Source organism: Gilliamella sp. ESL0250, assembly GCF_013345045.1.
In the GTDB taxonomy this organism is placed as follows: Bacteria; Pseudomonadota; Gammaproteobacteria; order Enterobacterales; family Orbaceae; genus Gilliamella; species Gilliamella apicola_H.
In genome coordinates this window covers 1-20,173 of record NZ_JAAEDV010000013.1, presented here as the reverse complement: position 1 = coordinate 20,173, position 20,173 = coordinate 1, and the positions used below count along the sequence as shown (strand labels likewise).

Here is a 20,173-nt window from a genome sequence, read left to right as displayed (position 1 = left end):
CCACTACCTAAAATCATTAATGGTAAAAGAGTATTCACTATTTTCAGCTTAATTGCTATAAATTTTAATAAAGCTAAATAAAAATAAATTATTTTATGTTTAGCATATTGAACAATAGATTAAAATGGTTTATATTTTGTTTAAAATAAAAAACACCAAAATAAGGAGACTATTATGAATAGCTTCAGTTATCTAAAAAAAGCAATAAAACGGAAAAATATATCATTGCAGACAGTTGCCGATGCTTGCCAAATGACTAAGGGTTACTTAAGTCAGCTCATTAATGATAAAATTAAAAACCCTAGCGCACAAAAATTACAATCGCTCCACCAATATTTACAAATCGAAGAATCCACCAAAAATAAGAAAGTAGGCATCATTTTTGGCAAATTTTATCCTTTACATACTGGACATATCTATCTTATTCAGCGCGCAATTAGCCAAGTTGATGAACTGTATGTCGTGCTTTGTTCCGATACCATTCGTGATATGGCATTATTTGAACAAAGTGCAATGTCTCGCCAGCCCACGATCAATGATAGAATTCGCTGGCTACTGCAAACCTTTAAATATCAAAAAAATATCCATATTGAATTATTAGAAGAAGACGGCATTCCTACTTATCCTAATGGGTGGCATGAGTGGAGTGAACGAGTTAAAAAACTGTTTCAAGAAAAAGGCATCAAGCCAGATTGCGTTTACTCAAGTGAACCACAAGACGTTAAGATGTATAAAGATTTATTTGATTTAGACACAATGCTCATTGATCCAAAACGACAATTTATGCAAGTCAGTGGCACTCAAATTCGCCAAGCACCACTGAAAAACTGGCAGTACATTCCAACTGAAGTTAGACCATTTTTTGTCAGAACTGTCGCCATTTTAGGTGGCGAGTCCAGTGGTAAATCGACGTTAGTAAATAAACTAGCGAACGTATTTAATACTACTAGTGCGTGGGAGTATGGACGCGATTATGTATTTTCACACTTAGGCGGTGATGAGCGCGCCTTACAATATGCCGACTATGACAAAATTGCACTAGGACATGCTCAATATATTGATTTTGCGATAAAACATGCCAATAAAGTTTCGTTTATTGATACTGATTTTGTCACAACTCAAGCTTTTTGTAAAAAATACGAGGGTAAAGAACATCCTTTTTTACAGGCGATGATCAATAATTATCGTTTTGATTTGGTTATTTTGTTAGGTAATAACACACCATGGGTTGCCGATGGTTTACGCCATTTAGGCAGTCCCAAACAGCGCAAAGATTTTCAACAGTTATTGATAACATTATTAGAAAAAAACAACATTAACTATATACAAATAGATTCTCCTGATTACGAAGTGCGTTATTTACGCTGTATTGAACTAGTTAATCAACTTATCAACGATGAAGAGTAATAAATTATGAATAAATTAAACGATCTTACCATTTCAATCGGACGCAATAAATTTTATCCATTTTTTTGTATATTATGTGTCACGCTAGCATTCTTATATACCGATCCATTTACTCAATTTAATTTACGCTATACGGCTTCTTACATAGGCGCTTTTTGTGGCCTACTCTGTGTCATTTTATTAGCAAAACGTAAAAATATGGGCAATGTATTAGGTATGTTTGCCGTAGTTGCAGAATGTTGTGCTAATGTTCTTGGAGGCAATATTGGTGCAGGACTACCGCCTGTTTACTATTTTTGTTCACACATCTACGGTTTATTCACTTGGCAAAAAAATCTTGATAACCATAAAAATGTTAAAGTCCGTTCACTCAATGAAACTGCATTTTTATATGCACTCATCTTTTTGATTGTTGCTGCTTTTTTCAATATTTACTTAACCAATGAAATAGGTGCAACCAATACAAGCTACCAACTCATGGCTAACTGTTTCATTTTTGGATTAGGCGTTGTTGCTCAGTTATTATTAATGTTGAGATACTATTTCAACTGGTATTTATGGGTCATATTAAACGTATTGGTGATTGGTTTAAATATCTATACCGACAATATCATTATCGCAACACAGTACTTAATTTATCTGTTTAATGCTATTTATGGGATTTGTGAATGGAAACGTTCTGAACAGGAAGAATAAATATACCAGATTTTGTCAAAAAGTTTCAGAAAACACTATGTTTCAGTATAAAAATAGAAAATAAGTATTTTATTTTCTATTTTTTATTTGACATCAACAGCAATTATTCTATATCGCCTTTAACCAAAGGTACAAATATCACCTTGCCCATATTTTTGGCTACAAAGTTATTGCCATCACGCTCAATTAATTGTAGAGCCTGTGTATTTTTACCAACAGGAATAACTAATCGTCCTTTATCTGCCAATTGTTCTAACAAGCTTTGTGGCACTTCGGATGCAGCTGCGGTAACGATGATGCCATCAAAGGGTCCTCGTTCAGGCCAACCTAACCAGCCATCACCATGACGCGTTGAAATGTTGTGAATATCAAGTTGCTTTAAACGACGTTTCGTATTCCACTGTAGGCTTTTAATTCTTTCCACTGAACAAACATGCTCAACTAACTTTGCCAAAACAGCGGTTTGATACCCAGAGCCAGTCCCAATTTCAAGCACTTTAGAATTAGGCTCTAATTTTAATAGTTCCGTCATCTTCGCTACAATATAGGGTTGAGAAATAGTTTGACCATTGCCTATTGGAAGTGGACGATCATCATAAGCTTGATGCGAAAGGGCTTCATCAACAAAATGCTCCCGTGGAATTGAAGCGATAGCATCTAAAACATACTCGTCTTTTATTCCTTGCTGACGCAAGAATTTAATTAGGGATTGCATTTTTAGATTTTGCATTTGGGCTACTCATTTTCCATTATTAATTCACGTATCACACTTGTTGCATAACAACCTGATGGCAAATAAAAATCGATCTCAAGAGTGCTATCATCCAACCATTGCCAATTAAGCTGATCTGCTCGTAATAATATTGACCGTCTTGCTGTTTCGACACGTTCTTTTTTAAATAGATTATTAAATTCAGACCAACTTTCTAAACATTTTTGTTCAAAATCAAATGCTTTAAAGCGTGTTCCGAGTGGTGAATCACCCACCATTGGTGCGGTAATATTAATTTCACCATTTTCAAGTCGTTGCTGTAATAAATCGAGTTCATCTTCTTGTGCAACAAACCAGCTACCACGCTGTGCTAGTTGTAATATATCGCCATCTAACACAATTTGATGTAAATTTTGAGCTATTCGTTGGCTGACAATATCATTAAAAATCGCACTACGTGCAGCAGAAAGATAAAAGCTACGCTTTTTACGATCTTTAACCGAAATCTCGCCACTAGCCCATTTTATGGCTTGGGTAATATTATTTTCATCTCGACCAAAACGCTGCTCACCAAAATAATTAGGCACGCCATGTTGTTCGATTAAGACTAATTTAGATTCGATTTCAGATTGGGTATTTAAATTTCTTAATCTAATTTTAAAATAATTACCCTTTAATGCACCTATTTTTAATTTCTTATTATGCCGAGTGACTTTTAGTATCTGGCAACCAGCTAAATCAAATGCCGAAAAATCAGGCGTTTGCTGACCAGGCATATGTAAGCTAAACCACTGCGTAGTTATCGCTTGACGATCTTTTAATCCAGCATAACTCACAAGCTTGGCTGAAATACCAACATATTTAGCTAACTGCTCAGCCACAAAAATAGTATTACAATCACGTTTTTGCAAAAAAACTAAAACATGTTCACCATCGCCAGTCAACTCAAAACCAAGATCTTCTGTAACCATAAAATCTTCATGTTGCTGTTTATACTGCCCTGTCGTGGTTGGTTTTCCATATAAATAATTAAGTTTTGCTAACACTTGTATTGCCTATATTTAAATTTAATCTGCTTTGGACTTTTTGGTTAATAAAACAACCGCTTGGCACGCGATGCCCTCTTTACGTCCTGTAAAGCCTAATTGCTCAGTCGTTGTCGCTTTTACACTAATTTGATCAAAATGCACTTTTAGATCTTCAGCGATATTAACCCGCATTTGATCTACATGAGGCCGCATTTTGGGTTCTTGTGCGATGATAGTAGTATCCAGATTCACAAGTTCATAACCTTTAGCTTGAACTAGGCTGTATACTTCTGTCAATAATATACGGCTATCTATGCCTTTATATTTAGGATCAGTGTCTGGAAATAGCTTACCAATATCACCTAATGCTAATGCACCAATTAAGGCATCGGTTATTGCATGTAATACGACATCTCCATCAGAATGCGCAACAAGGCCATATTGATAAGGAATTTTTACGCCAGCAAGAGTTATTGGCCCCTCACCACCAAACTTATGAACATCAAATCCATGACCTATTCTCATATTTTCACCTATTTGGAATCTGCTTAGTCAAATAAAAAGTAGCCAATGCTAAATCTTCAGGACGCGTTATTTTTATATTATCTCGGCGACATTCAATCAATAAAGGATGCCCGCCACAATATTCAATCGCTGAAGCTTCATCTGTAATGGCAACATGATGATTTAAAGCTTGTTGCAAACATGATTTTAATTCACCGGCATTAAATAGTTGAGGCGTTGCTGCGCCCCATAAATAAGTTCGATCTTCAGTATAATCAATAACAGTGTCATTATTTTGATACGCTCGTTTTATCGTATCACTAATACGGGTGGCTAATATGCCACCTTGTTTTTTATTTGTTACCATTTCAATTAGGCGCGTAATATCATCATGATCAACACAAGGCCTTGCTGCATCATGAACTAAAGCCCACTGCTGATCATTTAACAGTTGTAATCCGGCTAACACAGAATCAGCGCGAGTTTTGCCACCTAAAGTAACTTTAATCTTATCGTGTAAGGCGATCGAAAGGGTATTAAATAAGTTATCTTCCGGGCTGATTACAACAATAACTTTCGCAATTTGAGGGTGCGTTAATAATTTATTCAGTGTATGTTCTAAAATCGTCTTTGAACCAATTTCTAGGTATTGTTTGGGGGTTTGGCTATTCATACGGCAACCAATTCCTGCTGCCGGCACAATAGCGATGATATCATGAAGATTATTTATGTTATGCATTATCGTTTTTTTGTATCCGAATCAATTATAATTCGATAAAAATATTCATTAGATTTAACCATCCCTAAATGGCTACGCGCACGCTCCTCTATTGCTTCATAGCCACGTTGTAAATCATCAATTTCAGCAAACATCTGTTCGTTACGAGCCTTTAACTTCTCGTTATCAGCTCGCAAATTGACTAACATTTCTACATTGCCTTGATAGTCGTACACGTTATTTTTTCCATACCATAAAGAATACTGTAGATAACCTAGTATAACCAATAGCAATAAAGGGAGCTTCCATCTTCTCATGAATTTAGTCTTATCCCTTATCTATATACATTTAACTGGTTTTGGTAAGCCAGCAAGTTTAGTCGCTTGTTTAGCTGGGCCTTCGGGAAATAACTTATACAAATAACGACTATTACCCTTTTCTGCACCAAACTTTTTTTCCATCGCTTTAACTAACGCGCGTATAGCTGGTGAGGTTTTATATTCTAAGTAAAAATCACGAACAAATAAAATCACTTCCCAATGTGCATCGGTTAATTCAATGGACTCTTTGGCTGCCAATTTAGGAACCAAATCAACACTCCAATCCTGCCAATTTTTTAAATAACCTTTATCATCGGTTTCTATCTGTTCTAACATTTTTCAAAGTACGCTATTTAATTTATGTTGTATTATACCCAATTAATCAAAATCCAACACTAATTTTGCAGGCAAATACCTCATCGATTGCTTAATTCCCATAAAATTTGACGAAATTTAAAGCAAACGATAAAAAATCTTAAAATAGCTATTTACAAATCAGCAAGTCTCCTTTAATATTCACAGCCATTGCGGAAGTGTGGCTGAGCGGTTGAAAGCACCGGTCTTGAAAACCGGCGAGGGGCGACCCTCCCAGAGTTCGAATCTCTGCGCTTCCGCCATCTTCTTTATGTATCAATTAAAACTCCACAAGATAGAAAATAAATATTTCTTAGCATACCATATAATATGATATATCATTCAAACAGCTAATAGTACTTTGCTAGCTAATCTAAATTATTTACTAGTTAATTTTGCTTATGTATTGATGGTATGCTAAAGCTACTAATTAAATCAACTAAGAACGAAAAAGATTATCAAGATGCACTAGTGCCGATTTAACGGCTTTTTAATCAAGAATAGAAGGTAACCCTGAATCAGAGCTGTTAAAAGTCATGAGCATTTTGTGACTTTCTGTCATTAAAGTGCAGGCTAGCAGGCTCTAACCTATTCGGCGCCCCGCATAACGCAGGAGCTTTGATCTTTGATAGATTATTCTTGATTAGCACCATGACTAAAAATTAAGAATAAAAAACAAAAGCTAAGGCGTGACGCAAAGCCCCTCATATCTAGCATGCGAAGGATTGCGAAATACCTGGCCGTCAAACGTAGCCACAGCAAAGAACGTATTGTCACCTGTTGGGTCACTTACTGGGTAGCCGTCGTCACTGTATCTTGTTCTTCCAAAGTAAAACACCATTTTTCCCCACTCGGTAAAGAATCCAGCCCCGATTCGACGCTGATAGTAATTACCACTTGATGACGGTTTAGCGCCAACAGCACCATAACATTCGCCGCTGTCTGGATCATTATGACGACAGACTGCATTGGTGAGATCTTTTACTTTCGGAAGTCGATAGCCTAAACCATTACACCACTCTGCGTGGGATGGAACGCCAGGGCCTCTGCTATCTGTATCGCGACCGAGGAACCATTTCTGTAATACAAATCCATATGTTACAACCTCATTACCATTTTTATCTTTACCCACTAACTCGAATGTCTGCGGTAATTTAGGCTTATAAATGAGACCTGGATATGTTGGATGTTCGCTTATATCAAGGTAATTACCATTCGCATCAACGATATAACCATCTGCTCTAGGACCTGTTAAAGTAACTCGCGTCACATCTTCTGGACCATCCATCCACATATCCCACCCTTCCGCTGCTGTTATATGCTGCAATTGTACTGTAGCAGTTATACCCTCATGCGTGACGGGTTCCCAAGTCAACTGACTTGTATCAACCCCTTCTATATCTAAATCAAAATATAATCCGTCAGCCCCCGTGGTCGGAAAATTAAGTTCATATGAGTAGGGGTTGATTGACTGAACAAGGAATCCTTTTTGTGAGTTCCATATGTCACCGGGACCAGCATTGTCACCTACGCCCCAAATCAGATTTGGCCTAACGAAGTTTATGAATGGTGATGGCGATAATATGATTGCATCACTACGATTTCCTTTTTTGCCAACCAATGCCTGTGAATACCATGAAGACGACAATAACAAGAACAATACCAACGGAACTTTTGAAGATAATTTTGAAAATAGATTGCGGGATAACTTCGAGGATATCAACGAGATGAGAGAAAAAACTCGTCTAATGGGATTATTTACGAAATTCAAGCCATAGGTTTGCCAGCGTTGGTGTTTGGTGTTTGGTGTTTGGTGTTTAAAATGATAATGCATTATGGTTCACCTGTCAAGTAAATTATTGTTTTATTTGTCTTTTATGTTTCCGATTGCTTATTAAATAAGCTATTATTTTAAATTGGTGAAAGTATAACCGTTTAAAAAAAGCTTGGCTAGTTTTTTGGAGGAATTTTTTAAAAATTTTTTTAAAGGTTATCTTGTTAAGCTTTGCACAAAGGTTTAAAGGATTGAAAGATTTCTGTTTTGATAGAACTAATTTTGCAGCTGAAGGTTTTCAAAGATTTTGACCTTTTGATGAAATAAATAGCAACAATAATAAAGTCCGAAATCTAACCGAATCCCAAATAGCTTTGTAGAAAAACCTGAAGAAACTTCAAAACAATTGAGTTATAGTATTGATTTTATTAAAATTTCTTCTTAATAGTCTTTTAATAAAATCAAGTACTTATAAGATATTTTCAGGGATTTGATGTTTTGTTTAAAGTCTATTTGAATGCAGTTTTAATGCACCATTTTTGATTTTTTCCCGACAAAACATAGGCTAGATTTAAAAGCTTTGAAAAACAGAAAAATAGAAAAACAAATCAAAGCATTAATTTTATTTAATTTTTAAATAAAAATTTAAAATAGAATCAAAAAAATCAGGCATAAACATGCCTGATTAATCACAAAAGATCAAATAAGATCTTTAATCATCACTATAACCTAAACTCCGTAATGCTCGCTCATCATCCGCCCAACCAGCTTTGACTTTTACCCAAAGCTCTAGATGCACTTTGTTGTCAAAAAATAACTGCATATCTTTGCGGGCTTCTATGCCTATTTTTTTGATTTTTTCGCCTTTATTGCCGATGACCATTTTCTTTTGTCCATCGCGTTCAACTAAGATTAATCCATTAATACGATACATTCCGTTACGTTCGTCAACTTTAAATTGTTCAATTTCAACGGTCACGGAATAAGGTAATTCATCGCCTAAAAAACGCATAAGTTTTTCGCGGATGATTTCCGATGCCATAAAGCGTTGCGAGCGGTCGGTTATGTAATCTTCAGGAAAATGGTGTTCGCCTTCAGGTAAGTGTTTTTTGACGATATCTTTGATAATCTCAACACCCTCTCCTTTTTCAGCGCTAATTGGCACAACATCTAGAAAGTTAACTTTTTGGCTTATCGCTTGAATATGCGGTAATAATTGTGTTTTGTCGCTGACATTATCAATCTTATTAATGACTAGCAAAACTGGACTTTTGCAGTCTTTTAGTTTGTTGGCGACCATTTCATCATCGTCATTCCAATGAGTTCCTTCAACCACAAAAATCACTAGCTCCACATCGCCAATTGAACTGCTTGCAGCACGATTCATTAAGCGGTTAATGGCTCTTTTTTCTTCAATATGGAGCCCAGGTGTGTCGATATAGATAATTTGGTCGTTATTCTGTGTGTCGATACCGACGATACGATGACGAGTCGTTTGTGCCTTGCGTGATGTAATCGAGACCTTTTGACCAAGTAATTGGTTTAATAGTGTTGATTTACCTACATTTGGTCGCCCAACAATGGCGACAAATCCACAATGTTGTATTGTTTCTGTCATTTTATACCTAATTGGTTGAGAGCTTCTTGTGCAGCTGCTTGTTCTGCTTTTCGGCGACTTAAACCACGACCTAAATATTCGTGGCTATCGTTGTCGATTTTACATTGAATTAAGAATTCTTGTTCGTGGTTATCACCAGTTACTTCGACAATTAAATAACATGGGCGTGGACGATGAATTCCTTGTAAATATTCTTGCAATCTTGTTTTGGCATCTTTTTGTTTAATGCCTGGTTGGATTTGGTTTAAGCGACTTTGATACCACGATAAAATTAGCGGACGAATAGTATCGATGTTGCTATCTAAGTAAATGGCACCAATAATGGCCTCAACGGCATCAGAAATAATTGATTCGCGACGATATCCGCCACTTTTTAGCTCACCTTGCCCTAAAATAAGGTGATCGCCTAATTTGAAATCTTTACCAATTTCGGCAAGTGTTTGCCCGCAAACTAACGTTGCTCGCATTTGGCTTAAATCACCTTCGTCTTGTTTGACAAAACGGTGATAGAGTTCGTCGGCAATGACAACGCTTAAAATAGAATCCCCTAAAAACTCTAAACGTTCGTTATGTAGTTTATTAGCACTTCGATGAGTAAGTGCTAATTCAAGTAGGGAAATATCTTGAAACTGATAGCCGATTGATTGTTGAATTTGACTAAATTTTTTCATGATTATAGTTATTAATGTATGCTGCCAATACGACTAAAACGGATTCCAGTTGGCCATTCGTTGGGCTGCTTTTCAAAACTGATCCAAATCGCTGTTGCTTTACCAACAAAATTACCTTCGGGCACAAAACCAAAGTATCGACTGTCGCCACTGTTATCGCGGTTATCACCCATCATAAAGTAATGACCTTGTGGTACAACCCAAGTCGCTATAGGTTGACCTTCTTGATGATAATAATATCTTGGATCTTCTTGCGAACCTTGCGTTGTTAAAATATCGTGCTGTGTGTCGCCTAGGGTTTCTTGTTGAATGTTCATATTCAATGTCACAATAGAGTTAGAATCAACAATGCCTTTGTCGGCATATTGGTCTAAAGTATAAAAACTTGGATTTGATTTGAACTGTTCGTGAACTTCTTTCCAGTTACTTGCTTTGGGTTCACTGTAATGTAAATCAAGTGGCTGTGATTGTTGCCCTATACAATTGCTATCCGTTGTTTGGCACGCTGGATAGATTAAAATTTGCTTTTCTTTAATCAGATAGACGATTTTGTCGCCGGGCAGACCGACAACGCGCTTAATCAGATCCATTTGGGGAATAGTTGGGTGTTTAAATACCGCTACATCACCACGTTTTGGGTGCCCTGTTGGAATGATAACGGTGTTGGTAATAGGATCACGCATACCATACGAAAATTTTTCAACCGCAATAAAGTCACCGATTAATAGTGTTTGTATCATTGACCCCGATGGAATTTGAAACGGTTCATATATAAATGAGCGAATAACAAATACCACAAACAAAACGGGAAAAAACGACGCTAAGTTTTCAACCCAACCTTTGGGTTTACCAACTTCGGCAAGTATTTTTCCATCTACTTCGCCATTACTTTGGGTGCGAATTTCTTCAACCTTGCGCTGTCTTGCTGGTTTCCATTTGAACTTTTCTAAAAACCAGAAGATACCCGTAATGAAAGTTGCTAATGTTAATATGATGGCAAATGTTCCAGCCATTTTTTTTCCTCTTTATATAAATCTTTTTATGGATTTGTTTTAATTAGTTAATCTTTTCCTACATGCAAAATCGCTAAAAACGCTTCTTGTGGTAATTCAACATTACCCACTTGTTTCATGCGTTTTTTACCTTCTTTTTGCTTCTGTAAAAGTTTCTTTTTACGACTTACGTCACCACCATAACATTTGGCCAATACGTTTTTACGTAGCTGTTTTACGGTTGATCGTGCTATGACATGATTACCGATAGCCGCTTGAATGGCGATATCAAATAGTTGACGAGGGATCAGATCTTTCATCTTTTCAACTAGTTCCCGCCCTCGATAGGGTGCGTTATCTTTATGGGTGATTAAGGCTAATGCATCCACTCGCTCACCGTTAATTAATACATCCAATCTTACCATGTCAGCAGCTTGGAATCGTTTAAAACTATAATCTAATGAGGCATACCCACGCGAAGTCGATTTTAGTTTATCAAAAAAGTCTAATACAACTTCAGTCATTGGAATTTCGTACGTTAAGGCAACTTGATTACCATGATAAACCATGTTGGTTTGTACACCGCGTTTTTCAACGCATAGTGTGATAACGTTACCCAAATAAGTTTGCGGAACTAATATGTTACATTCGGCAATCGGTTCACGTAACTCCTGAATGTTATTCACTGCAGGTAATTTTGCCGGGCTATCAACATAAATTGTTTCGTTCGATGTGGTTAGCACTTCATAAACTACCGTTGGTGCAGTGGTAATGAGATCAAGATTGTATTCACGCTCTAAACGTTCTTGGATGATCTCCATATGCAGTAAGCCAAGAAAACCACAGCGGAATCCAAAACCTAAAGCGCCAGAATTTTCAGGTTCATAAAACAACGAAGCATCGTTTAAACTTAATTTGCCAAGGGCGTCACGAAAAGCTTCATAATCGTCAGAACTGGTTGGAAATAACCCAGCATAAACTTGCGGTTTGACCTTTTTAAATCCCGGTAATGGGGTTTGTGCAGGTGCTTTTGCCAAGGTTAAAGTATCGCCGACTGGGGCGCCTAATATATCTTTGATAGCACAAACAACCCAGCCCACTTCACCGCAATGTAGGCATTGTTTGTCAACTTGTTTAGGCGTGAAAATGCCAAGTCGATCAACGTTATAAGTCATGCCTGTGCTCATAACTTTGATTTTATCGCCTTTGTTTAATTCGCCATTTTTTATGCGAATTAATGAGACAACACCTAAGTAGTTATCAAACCATGAATCAATAATGAGGGCTTGTAATGGCGCTGTTGAGTCACCTTCTGGTGGAGGGATGTCGCTAACTAATTGTTCAAGCACATCAATAACACCAACACCAGTTTTAGCCGAACAGCGAACGGCATTGCTTGCATCAATGCCAACAATGTCTTCAATTTCGGCCGCTACCCGCTCTGGTTCGGCAGCGGGTAAATCAATTTTGTTAAGAACAGGGACAACTTCAAGATCCATATCTAACGCAGTATAGCAATTTGCTAGTGTTTGCGCTTCAACGCCTTGCCCTGCATCCACAACTAATAATGCCCCTTCACAAGCAGCAAGTGAGCGCGAGACTTCGTACGAAAAATCAACATGACCTGGCGTGTCGATAAAATTGAGCTGATAGGTTTCGCCATTTTTAGCATGATAATCAAGCGTGACGCTTTGCGCTTTAATGGTGATCCCTCGCTCACGCTCGAGATCCATTGAGTCGAGCACTTGGGCTTCCATTTCGCGATCTGACAGTCCACCACAAATCTGAATTATGCGGTCTGAAAGCGTTGATTTACCATGGTCAATATGGGCAATGATTGAAAAATTGCGGATATTTTTATTCATATTAATAAATTATAATTAGTATCTTGGTTATTAACGGTTAACTATCTAATTAACTACCTAAAATGCCTTTTGGTTATTACCAGCATTGCAAATAATTATATAGTCAGAAAGAGGAACATTTTACACATTTATCGCAACTAAGCATAGCGATATCGAGAAGTTTGCGCTTATTTCTGGATGATATTTTGTGCAATACGTTCAACCGTGTTACGTGGTAAATTACCAATGACGATAATATTTTTGTGACCTAAGTTAGTTGAATAAATGGTCTGCCCACCTTGTTGAATAATTTGGTGAGATTGCTTAGCTTGTTCAGACGAGATGTTAACTGTAAACGAAAATACACCATCTGAAAATAGTTTAGTCGCAATGTCAGAACTGTAAAAATTTAAATTATAGGCGGCTATTTCTTTAAATCCTTTAGGCAACCAAGCTAGTCGCCATTGGTCGAGGACATTATTTTGTTTTTCAATCGATAATAAAATCGGGTACGCTCGGCTATTGATGTTGTTCATCAGACCTTTTTTGTCAAAATTTTTGTCAAGGTTGAGCACTTTTGTCTGGTTGATAATATCGCTATTTTGATCTAATAAGTCGATCCTGATCGGTAAATAGGTGTCATCATCAATCCAAATCACGTAGCTATAACGATCCTGTTCTTTAGCAATGATTTTGACCAATTGCGCGCTGCGATTAGCGGTTCTTGCTTTGCCTAATGTAATAAAGTCATAAATCTTTTTAAGTTCGTTAAAATTATTATAAATAACATCAGGAAAAGCCTCAACAATGCGCGAACTAGTAATAGAAAATGCAGGACTGTCAGGTTGAAAGTAACTAGTTGCACCATTATGCAAAATGATCTCCTTATCAGAACCTTCAAGATAGCGCAAATAGGCGTTAATATTTTCCTTTGTGGTAGCACCTAAATGGTAATATTCGAATGTGGTTGCATACTGATTTTTATCTTGCGACAAGAAATAAATTCGATAATCTTGTGTCTGTACTGCATGATTCATTTTGTTTAATAACGCTAAGGTATCCTCAGTATCGTTAGCATAAATGGATACTGAAAAAAACGCAAAAAACAGAGCGAATATAATATTTCTACTCTGTTTTATAAAATGTTCAACGAAATAATTGGGGAATTTCATTTCGAATTAGCGAGCATTTAATCTTTTTTGCAATTCATAATCTTGCACCAGCAATCTGATTTTGTCATATTGTCGTTTTTCAAGTAATTGCTGGTCATTTTGTTGATGAATCCCCCCCACCGGAGCCACATTCACACCAACAGGTACGGTATTTAGTGTAGGGCTTGTACTGGTATTATCTGTTTGACCTTGATGGTATTGTACACTTGCAATAATGCCAAGCGTTACACACGCTGCAAGTCCGACTTGGCTTACTTTGGCAAAAAAATCTTTAACGTGAATCCAAATTAGATTTTCAGCTTTTGGTGGCGTGGTTGTGTTAATATCAGGTTGATCAGCAAGTTGATTGTATAAATCTTCGGTTGCGATCGCTTGTGCGATTTGATTAGTGATATCTATAGTTAATGAACTACTATGCAACTGACCGCGCATTGTGTCTCTTACAATATGATAACGATGCCAGTATGATTGCAAACTTTCATCATGCGATATTTCATCGATAATATGATCGTTTGTAAACTCGCCATCCATAAGTAATGAAAGTTGTTCTTTGCGTTCTATTTGCATAGTAAATACCTTAAATTTATGACTACTCTTTATCAATGATTTTGTAGCCATCAACTGAGTAATGGTTTAATTTTTTCATCTATCGCATCACGTGCTCTAAAAATACGTGATCGCACTGTTCCAACGGGTACATCCATAATTTCAGCAATTTCTTCGTAACTTAAACCGTCGATTTCGCGCAAGGTAATTGCGGTTTTTAAATCATCAGGTAGCGCTTCGATCGCTGCAAATACGGTTTTTTTTACTTCATCTGAAAGTGCTAAATTTTCGGGATTATCAAGATCCCTTAATGAATCCGCACCTTCGTAACTTTCAGCTTCGCTAGCATCAATATCTGATAATGGTGGCCTTCGTCCTTGAGAGGTCAAGTAATTTTTTGCCGTATTTACCGCAATTCGATACAGCCATGTGTAAAAAACACTTTCACCTTTAAACAGACTTAATGACCGATAGGCCTTAATAAAAGTCTCTTGCACAACATCGGGGACTTCAGATGCTAAGACATAACGAGAAACCAAATGAGCCAATTTATTTTGATAACGAACCACAAGCAAATTAAATGCGTTTTTATTTCCGTTAAGGACGCGATCAACTAATACTTGGTCTGTTATTTGCTCCCCCATTAAAGGCCTTTCCTTATTATGTTAATAACTGTCAATCGCCCCCAAAATTTGCGCTGACATACAGTTAGATTCTTAAATTAAAAAAAAGTTCCCATTATTTTAATAAAAATTTAATTATTTTACTTATTAATTGTAAATTTTTACTCTTTTTATACTAAAACACATACTTTCCTGAAACTTTTTGACATGATTATTTTCAAATAAGATCGTTTTCGATCTTTTAATTGAGCGGAATGATCTCACGTTCGTTACAGCTATTATAAGTAATTTGATAAAATTGAGGTAGATTAAAATTCACCGAGCTACTAGTCGTAAATGTAAAGCGATCGTCTGATAAAGCATAAAATTCATTGATATCTTTAACCATGTTGTCTTTTGATCCATTGCAGTTACGGTAAATTTCGACTTGGTTATGTTCATTCAGGATGTAAAGATCAAAACCTGACTCAGTATCTTCAAAAAAGAATTGAATGATCCCTGCATAGGCAATGCTATCAATTTCTGTCGGTAATTCATTGGTTTCGTCTAAAATGTTCAGCGGTCTGCCTTGTACTTTGTTATTTGACACCGCTCCATAAAAATCGATCGCATTTTCAAATTGATGACATGAAACGCCTAATCGCTCAAAAAATAGATACCACGAAAAGCCCCCTATTCTTAATGGTTTGACTTGCGTTGAGTTGTTTTCGGTCGTCGTTAAACGTAGATCAATACATTCATCCATAAGCTTTTTCATTTGCTGTTTGATTTCACCGCTTAAATGTTCACTATAACAAAAAATTTCGATTGAATTGGGCAAGTCTGCATCTTTGTGCATGCGATTTAATAATGCCTTAATAGCTTCAAGTACTGATAGTGTGCCACTAAAATGGAGTACGCGAATTTCATTCCATGAATTGCGATACAGAAGATCAATCGATCCTACCAAACTTCGTTCGTATTTGCCATAATTAAGAACACTATTGGCCACTTCATCATCTAATTCAATGTTAACTGTCGGATCGTCTTCTATATTTAAAATAATGGCTAAGTGACGGATTTCGCATGGACCATATAACTGTTCTTCAGTTGCTGCTGGCACGTCAATAGGAAAGTAATTTTTGAGATCTGCGATCAGTTGATTAATTTTTGCGTTATTACGATTCTCGCCGGCGTGATAATAAAATACGGTAGAATTCGCAATTAAGCCGTTAAAATAACACCACCCTACCAGTTTTACTAAGTATTTGCTATATTCTAAATATTGATGACCAATAATTGTTTGCATCATGGGTTTTTGATTATAAACATACCACCCCGATCGATTGATGCGATCTTCAGACACATGAATAAATGTTAATGCATCTTCTTGCAAATTATCAGATATATTAAGCTTTAACGTTGTGATCTTGCCTGGTAATACTTCAAAAGCGGCATAGAGCTTACGCGTTAAGATCGCCAGATCTTGAGGACTAATCAATGAATCTAAATTATTACGACGACCAAAATTGAGTAAATTTCGATAACCTGTCATCATGGTATGCAATAAGATCTCGTGTATTTCTCGTACTTGCCCTATTTTCCACGTTTGACAAGCGTCTAATTTTGCAATTTGTTGCTCATTCCATCCCCACTCTTTCACTAAATCACTCAAAATAGTGCGACGCCATGACGGTGATTGTATTGGAATGGACAGTTTTTCATTCACTTTTAAATAAAAGCAGTTACGGATTAACTCAAGTCGCTGAAAATCATTAATTTCAATGAGATATTTACTAATTCTGTCTAACAGCATGTAATACGAATCTAGATACATGCCTTTATGTATTTCACCGTTTTGAATAAGTTCTCTCATTTGATAAGCAACTGGTTTATTTTGTGGGTAAATCCATGAATACGCTTCTAATAACAGGGTTTTAAGAACTGCTTTAAAGGGTGAATCGATACTTTTATAAAGTTGCCATAAACTTGCGCCAAAATACTCTTCAGCCGATAAACTGGTTAGCGGACCAAAATCAATCCATTGATCTCGTTCGATTAACTTAAGATCAACCATGGCATTAACACACTTTTCATAAGTAGGATAAGTGACGTTATTCACGGTGAAATTGTAAGGTACCGCAAACCACAGTAAAAACTTACCTGCTAATAAATTTGCTGAACGGTAAAACTCTTCAAGCAACAAAATATGCTGCGCAGATCCGCAATTTTCGCCCATTAGACACTCATGATGCTTATTAATAAAACGATCAGCATCGACCACAAATAACGTTAATTTGACTTGCAAATTGGCAGCCCAGTTTTCGATTAAACGACATTTTTGTTGTAAGACTTTTTTTTGTTGATCGGTTAAACTGTTCTCAATACATATCCAAATATCAAGATCAGATTGAACCGATTGCCCAATAGAACAAGTACTGCCCATCGAATATAAAGCTGATATTGCTGGAGAGGTGATGGCTGTAGTTTCGTTTTTAGTTGCTAAAAAATTGAATTTGCTTTTAAGCAGTTTATTCGCATCAGCAGATAATTGATAACAAGCAATACCTGAAGGTATATTCCCTTCCATATATCCTGGCAATTCAGGAGTATGATAATGAAAAAGAGCAGGAAGTAACAAAAATACCTGTTGAAATTCATCAGGCATTCCAATAAGTGCACGCTCACGTTTTAAATTGGCAAGATCTTCAAGTTCTTTTTTAATGTTATTGATATAATATTGCATAGCTTCAATTAGGTAAAACACGCGTATTAAACTAACGCCTTTGGTAAATCTAGCATGTTATTAGTGTAAGGTAAATAGAACAAAATTTTAAACCCTAAATAAAATGAATAATGATGATCACAATTGAAAATATAGTTAAACAGATTAAAAAACAAGAACGCACTAAGTTTGTCGATAATAAAGCGGCTGTGTTATTGCCTATCGTGGATATTGATCATCAATTGCATCTTTTATTCCAAGTGAGATCGAAAAAACTAAAATGGCAACCGGGAGATATTTGTTTCCCTGGAGGGCGAGTTGAATTAACTGATATTACCCCTGAATACACCGCCAAACGTGAAACCGTTGAAGAATTAGGTATAGCCCTTAATCAAATAACAATTTTAGGACAATTACCCAAATTCATTGCCACATTAGGCATGATTATTTATCCATTTGTAGGCACAATCAACTCACTGGATGATTTACAACTAAACCATGCCGAAGTTGAACAAATTTTTACCGTGCCTATCGAGTGGTTTATTCATAATCCACCACAATGTGCAACAATGTTTGTTGGACATAAACCTGCCGATGATTTCCCTTTTGATATCATAACTAACCGTTCACCAAATTGGCAAAAAAGATCCGAACATTCCATCTATTTTTATCAGTATCATAATTGGGTAATTTGGGGATTAACCGCACAGATCCTTAAACGTTTTATCGAAACAATTGGCAAATAATTATATCGACTAAATAATTAAAAAATGATAACAGATTTAATCAATACGAAATTAACACTTTTTTTAACAATTTATTTCATTTTAAGCAATTTGTGCTAGACAATCTGCCATTTGATTAAAAGCTCTTGAGGATTATTACGGAACGTCTTATAAAGGTAGTTAGTTGTTTTACAATTCATTCCTGCCAAAACAACTATATGATGTCTTAACGCTTTTAACAAGTAGACAAGGACAAGGCATTCTGGAGCTCCACAAGTTCGAATAATCTCGAAGCAATACCACTAATCTGTGAATTAAATAAGCGTTAAACAGTGATTTTCTATTTTAATAATCAAAAAGTGAAGGACTCAATCATGAAACGTTTTACCAAAACATCTATTGCTTTAGCTGTATTATTATCTTTACCTGTTGCCAACCTTTATGCTGCTCAGCCGTTAACAGCTAAAGAAAGCAGTCTTTTAGTACCACTTAAAGAAATCTCGGTGACTGGGAGCTATTTACAAGCCGATAATGCTGCTGATGATATTTCGCGTGCTGCCGACGAAGCAGGTGCTAAATATTATCATATTACAGCAATGGAAAGCCCGGCTAATGGGACTTCGTCTGATCGCGCTATCGTTTATGCCAATATTTATCAATCTAACGCACCAATAGCCGTACAGAAAGATGAAACTACATATAATGGGGTGGTTTCTTATGAACGTTCAAAAGCCCTTTACTATTTACCATTTGAAATTGTTAAATTTAAAGGTAATTACAATAACACTTCTGAAATTACCGAAGCTGCGAGTAAATTAGCCGCTGAAAAAAATGCCTATGCGTTTTATATTGATTCAATATCGCCTGCTGATATCAAAAACCAAGCAGAAGATATCGAAGTTTCTTTATACAAACAAGATGCACCTGTTAGGAATTATATCGTCACAACTGCAATAGAAGGTCAAGATGCCTACGAAATCAGTAGTGAAGCGTTTAAAAACATGACCCCATATAACATGATTAGCTTCCATGGTGTATTTAACAACACTGCCGACATTAGTGCTGCAGCACAAAAACATGCCATTGCTAATGGCGCACATTTTTATTATGTAAAAGAAGTATCATCCAACTCAGCAAGCACAGCACAAACTGTTTTTGTTAACTTATATAAATAATAACGCTTTACAACATGATTTTCCACGTGTTACATATAGACTTATGCACGTGGAAAGTCTTTTAACTTAAATGTAATAAATGATTAACGTTAATAAAAAAATCGAAACGTCTTTATTATCGTAAGCAAATTTGTTTGTAATGTAATAAATTATATATCCTCACCGAATCATACTAAGTCATTTTTATGCCAACCTGTTCTTAAATAAAAACACCAATGAATGACTAATCTAAACCATCGAAAACAACAAGCAGCATAAATAAAGTTGTAACTCGTAAATGTTTTATTGATCATAAAAAATCATTGACTGTTCAAAAAAAATACGTATTTTAATTATACAGATCATTTTATGATTTATTTTAGATAACCTAGATTATCAATATAAAACAAGGAAAAGGATTAAACTATGGGCATAATAGATCAGTTAGCCAGTCATCTTGATTCACTTGCCAGAACCACCCCGCTGAATCGTTACTCGCTTTCGATAGATGGACTTGAGATGACAACAGATATTTCGGTCTTATCACTCGAAGGCAAAGAGCAGTTAAATCAACCTTGGCAATATTACATTGATTTTACCAGCGCAAATCG

At 36.2% G+C, this 20,173-nt stretch carries 20 protein-coding genes and 1 tRNA gene; 6 read left to right on the top strand and 15 right to left on the bottom strand.

Annotated features, from left to right (window positions below; all coding sequences use genetic code 11):
• Positions 1 to 174: 174 nt before the first annotated feature.
• A complete protein-coding gene (gene nadR, locus GYY69_RS10295) occupies positions 175 to 1,407 on the top strand; it encodes a multifunctional transcriptional regulator/nicotinamide-nucleotide adenylyltransferase/ribosylnicotinamide kinase NadR (protein WP_174797587.1) in 1,233 nt (410 codons plus the stop codon).
• 6 nt (positions 1,408 to 1,413) lie between these two features.
• Positions 1,414 to 2,103 (top strand): nicotinamide riboside transporter PnuC, encoded by a 690-nt coding sequence (pnuC, locus tag GYY69_RS10290; protein WP_174797586.1) that lies wholly within the window; start codon positions 1,414 to 1,416, stop codon positions 2,101 to 2,103.
• Positions 2,104 to 2,206: 103 nt separating this feature from the next.
• Here pnuC and GYY69_RS10285 read toward each other — a convergent pair whose 3' ends face one another.
• The 6 genes from GYY69_RS10285 to GYY69_RS10260 are packed head-to-tail and all read right to left on the bottom strand — an operon-like array spanning position 2,207 to position 5,721.
• Positions 2,207 to 2,833 (bottom strand): protein-L-isoaspartate(D-aspartate) O-methyltransferase, encoded by a 627-nt coding sequence (locus tag GYY69_RS10285; RefSeq protein WP_174797585.1) that lies wholly within the window; start codon positions 2,831 to 2,833, stop codon positions 2,207 to 2,209.
• A gap of 5 nt (positions 2,834 to 2,838) precedes the next feature.
• Positions 2,839 to 3,861, bottom strand: a complete 1,023-nt coding sequence (truD, locus tag GYY69_RS10280; protein ID WP_342354078.1) for a tRNA pseudouridine(13) synthase TruD — start codon at positions 3,859 to 3,861, stop codon at positions 2,839 to 2,841.
• Between the two features lie 21 nt (positions 3,862 to 3,882).
• Positions 3,883 to 4,368, bottom strand: a complete 486-nt coding sequence (gene ispF / locus GYY69_RS10275; protein ID WP_174797584.1) for a 2-C-methyl-D-erythritol 2,4-cyclodiphosphate synthase — start codon at positions 4,366 to 4,368, stop codon at positions 3,883 to 3,885.
• Between the two features lie 4 nt (positions 4,369 to 4,372).
• Positions 4,373 to 5,086 carry a 2-C-methyl-D-erythritol 4-phosphate cytidylyltransferase gene (gene ispD, locus GYY69_RS10270; protein ID WP_174797583.1) on the bottom strand — a complete coding sequence of 238 codons (714 nt, stop codon included), beginning with the start codon at positions 5,084 to 5,086 and terminating at the stop codon, positions 4,373 to 4,375.
• Positions 5,086 to 5,382, bottom strand: coding sequence for a cell division protein FtsB (gene ftsB / locus GYY69_RS10265; protein WP_174797582.1), 297 nt, complete (start codon positions 5,380 to 5,382; stop codon positions 5,086 to 5,088). Before ftsB ends, ispD begins: the two co-directional genes overlap by 1 nt.
• 21 nt (positions 5,383 to 5,403) lie before the next feature.
• A complete protein-coding gene (locus tag GYY69_RS10260; RefSeq protein ID WP_174797581.1) occupies positions 5,404 to 5,721 on the bottom strand; it encodes a TusE/DsrC/DsvC family sulfur relay protein in 318 nt (105 codons plus the stop codon).
• A 193-nt stretch (positions 5,722 to 5,914) separates the two neighbouring features.
• Here GYY69_RS10260 and GYY69_RS10255 point away from each other — a divergent pair.
• Positions 5,915 to 6,002, top strand: a tRNA-Ser gene (locus tag GYY69_RS10255).
• A 419-nt stretch (positions 6,003 to 6,421) separates the two neighbouring features.
• Here the strand turns inward: GYY69_RS10255 and GYY69_RS10250 are convergent.
• The 9 genes from GYY69_RS10250 to GYY69_RS10210 all read right to left on the bottom strand — a co-directional run bounded on the left by GYY69_RS10250 (position 6,422) and on the right by GYY69_RS10210 (position 17,725).
• The gene (locus GYY69_RS10250) at positions 6,422 to 7,393 is read right to left on the bottom strand and encodes a hypothetical protein (RefSeq protein ID WP_174797580.1); all 972 of its coding nucleotides are present in this window, start codon (positions 7,391 to 7,393) and stop codon (positions 6,422 to 6,424) included.
• Positions 7,394 to 8,225: 832 nt separating this feature from the next.
• The gene (gene era / locus GYY69_RS10245) at positions 8,226 to 9,131 is read right to left on the bottom strand and encodes a GTPase Era (protein ID WP_174797579.1); all 906 of its coding nucleotides are present in this window, start codon (positions 9,129 to 9,131) and stop codon (positions 8,226 to 8,228) included.
• The gene (gene rnc, locus GYY69_RS10240; RefSeq protein ID WP_446718901.1) at positions 9,128 to 9,805 is read right to left on the bottom strand and encodes a ribonuclease III; all 678 of its coding nucleotides are present in this window, start codon (positions 9,803 to 9,805) and stop codon (positions 9,128 to 9,130) included. The genes era and rnc overlap by 4 nt, the downstream gene beginning before the upstream one ends.
• A gap of 8 nt (positions 9,806 to 9,813) precedes the next feature.
• Entirely contained in the window at positions 9,814 to 10,815 is a 1,002-nt protein-coding gene (gene lepB / locus GYY69_RS10235; protein WP_174797577.1) for a signal peptidase I, read from the bottom strand.
• Positions 10,816 to 10,862: 47 nt separating this feature from the next.
• Positions 10,863 to 12,659, bottom strand: coding sequence for a translation elongation factor 4 (gene lepA / locus GYY69_RS10230; RefSeq protein ID WP_085247418.1), 1,797 nt, complete (start codon positions 12,657 to 12,659; stop codon positions 10,863 to 10,865).
• A 167-nt stretch (positions 12,660 to 12,826) separates the two neighbouring features.
• A complete protein-coding gene (locus tag GYY69_RS10225) occupies positions 12,827 to 13,810 on the bottom strand; it encodes a MucB/RseB C-terminal domain-containing protein (RefSeq protein WP_255458451.1) in 984 nt (327 codons plus the stop codon).
• A gap of 6 nt (positions 13,811 to 13,816) precedes the next feature.
• Entirely contained in the window at positions 13,817 to 14,377 is a 561-nt protein-coding gene (locus GYY69_RS10220; RefSeq protein WP_174797575.1) for an RseA family anti-sigma factor, read from the bottom strand.
• A gap of 50 nt (positions 14,378 to 14,427) precedes the next feature.
• A complete protein-coding gene (rpoE, locus tag GYY69_RS10215) occupies positions 14,428 to 15,000 on the bottom strand; it encodes an RNA polymerase sigma factor RpoE (protein WP_174797574.1) in 573 nt (190 codons plus the stop codon).
• Between the two features lie 220 nt (positions 15,001 to 15,220).
• Positions 15,221 to 17,725, bottom strand: a complete 2,505-nt coding sequence (locus tag GYY69_RS10210) for a class I adenylate cyclase (RefSeq protein ID WP_174797573.1) — start codon at positions 17,723 to 17,725, stop codon at positions 15,221 to 15,223.
• An 89-nt stretch (positions 17,726 to 17,814) separates the two neighbouring features.
• Between GYY69_RS10210 and GYY69_RS10205 the strand changes: the two genes are divergently transcribed.
• The 3 genes from GYY69_RS10205 to GYY69_RS10195 form a co-directional block, all read left to right on the top strand.
• Positions 17,815 to 18,429, top strand: a complete 615-nt coding sequence (locus GYY69_RS10205) for an NUDIX hydrolase (protein ID WP_174797572.1) — start codon at positions 17,815 to 17,817, stop codon at positions 18,427 to 18,429.
• A gap of 353 nt (positions 18,430 to 18,782) precedes the next feature.
• On the top strand, positions 18,783 to 19,583 hold the full coding sequence (locus tag GYY69_RS10200) for a YdgH/BhsA/McbA-like domain containing protein (RefSeq protein WP_174797571.1): 801 nt from the start codon (positions 18,783 to 18,785) through the stop codon (positions 19,581 to 19,583).
• Between the two features lie 405 nt (positions 19,584 to 19,988).
• Positions 19,989 to 20,173: hypothetical protein (locus tag GYY69_RS10195; protein WP_174796578.1), on the top strand; the 185-nt coding region annotated here is incomplete at its 3' end.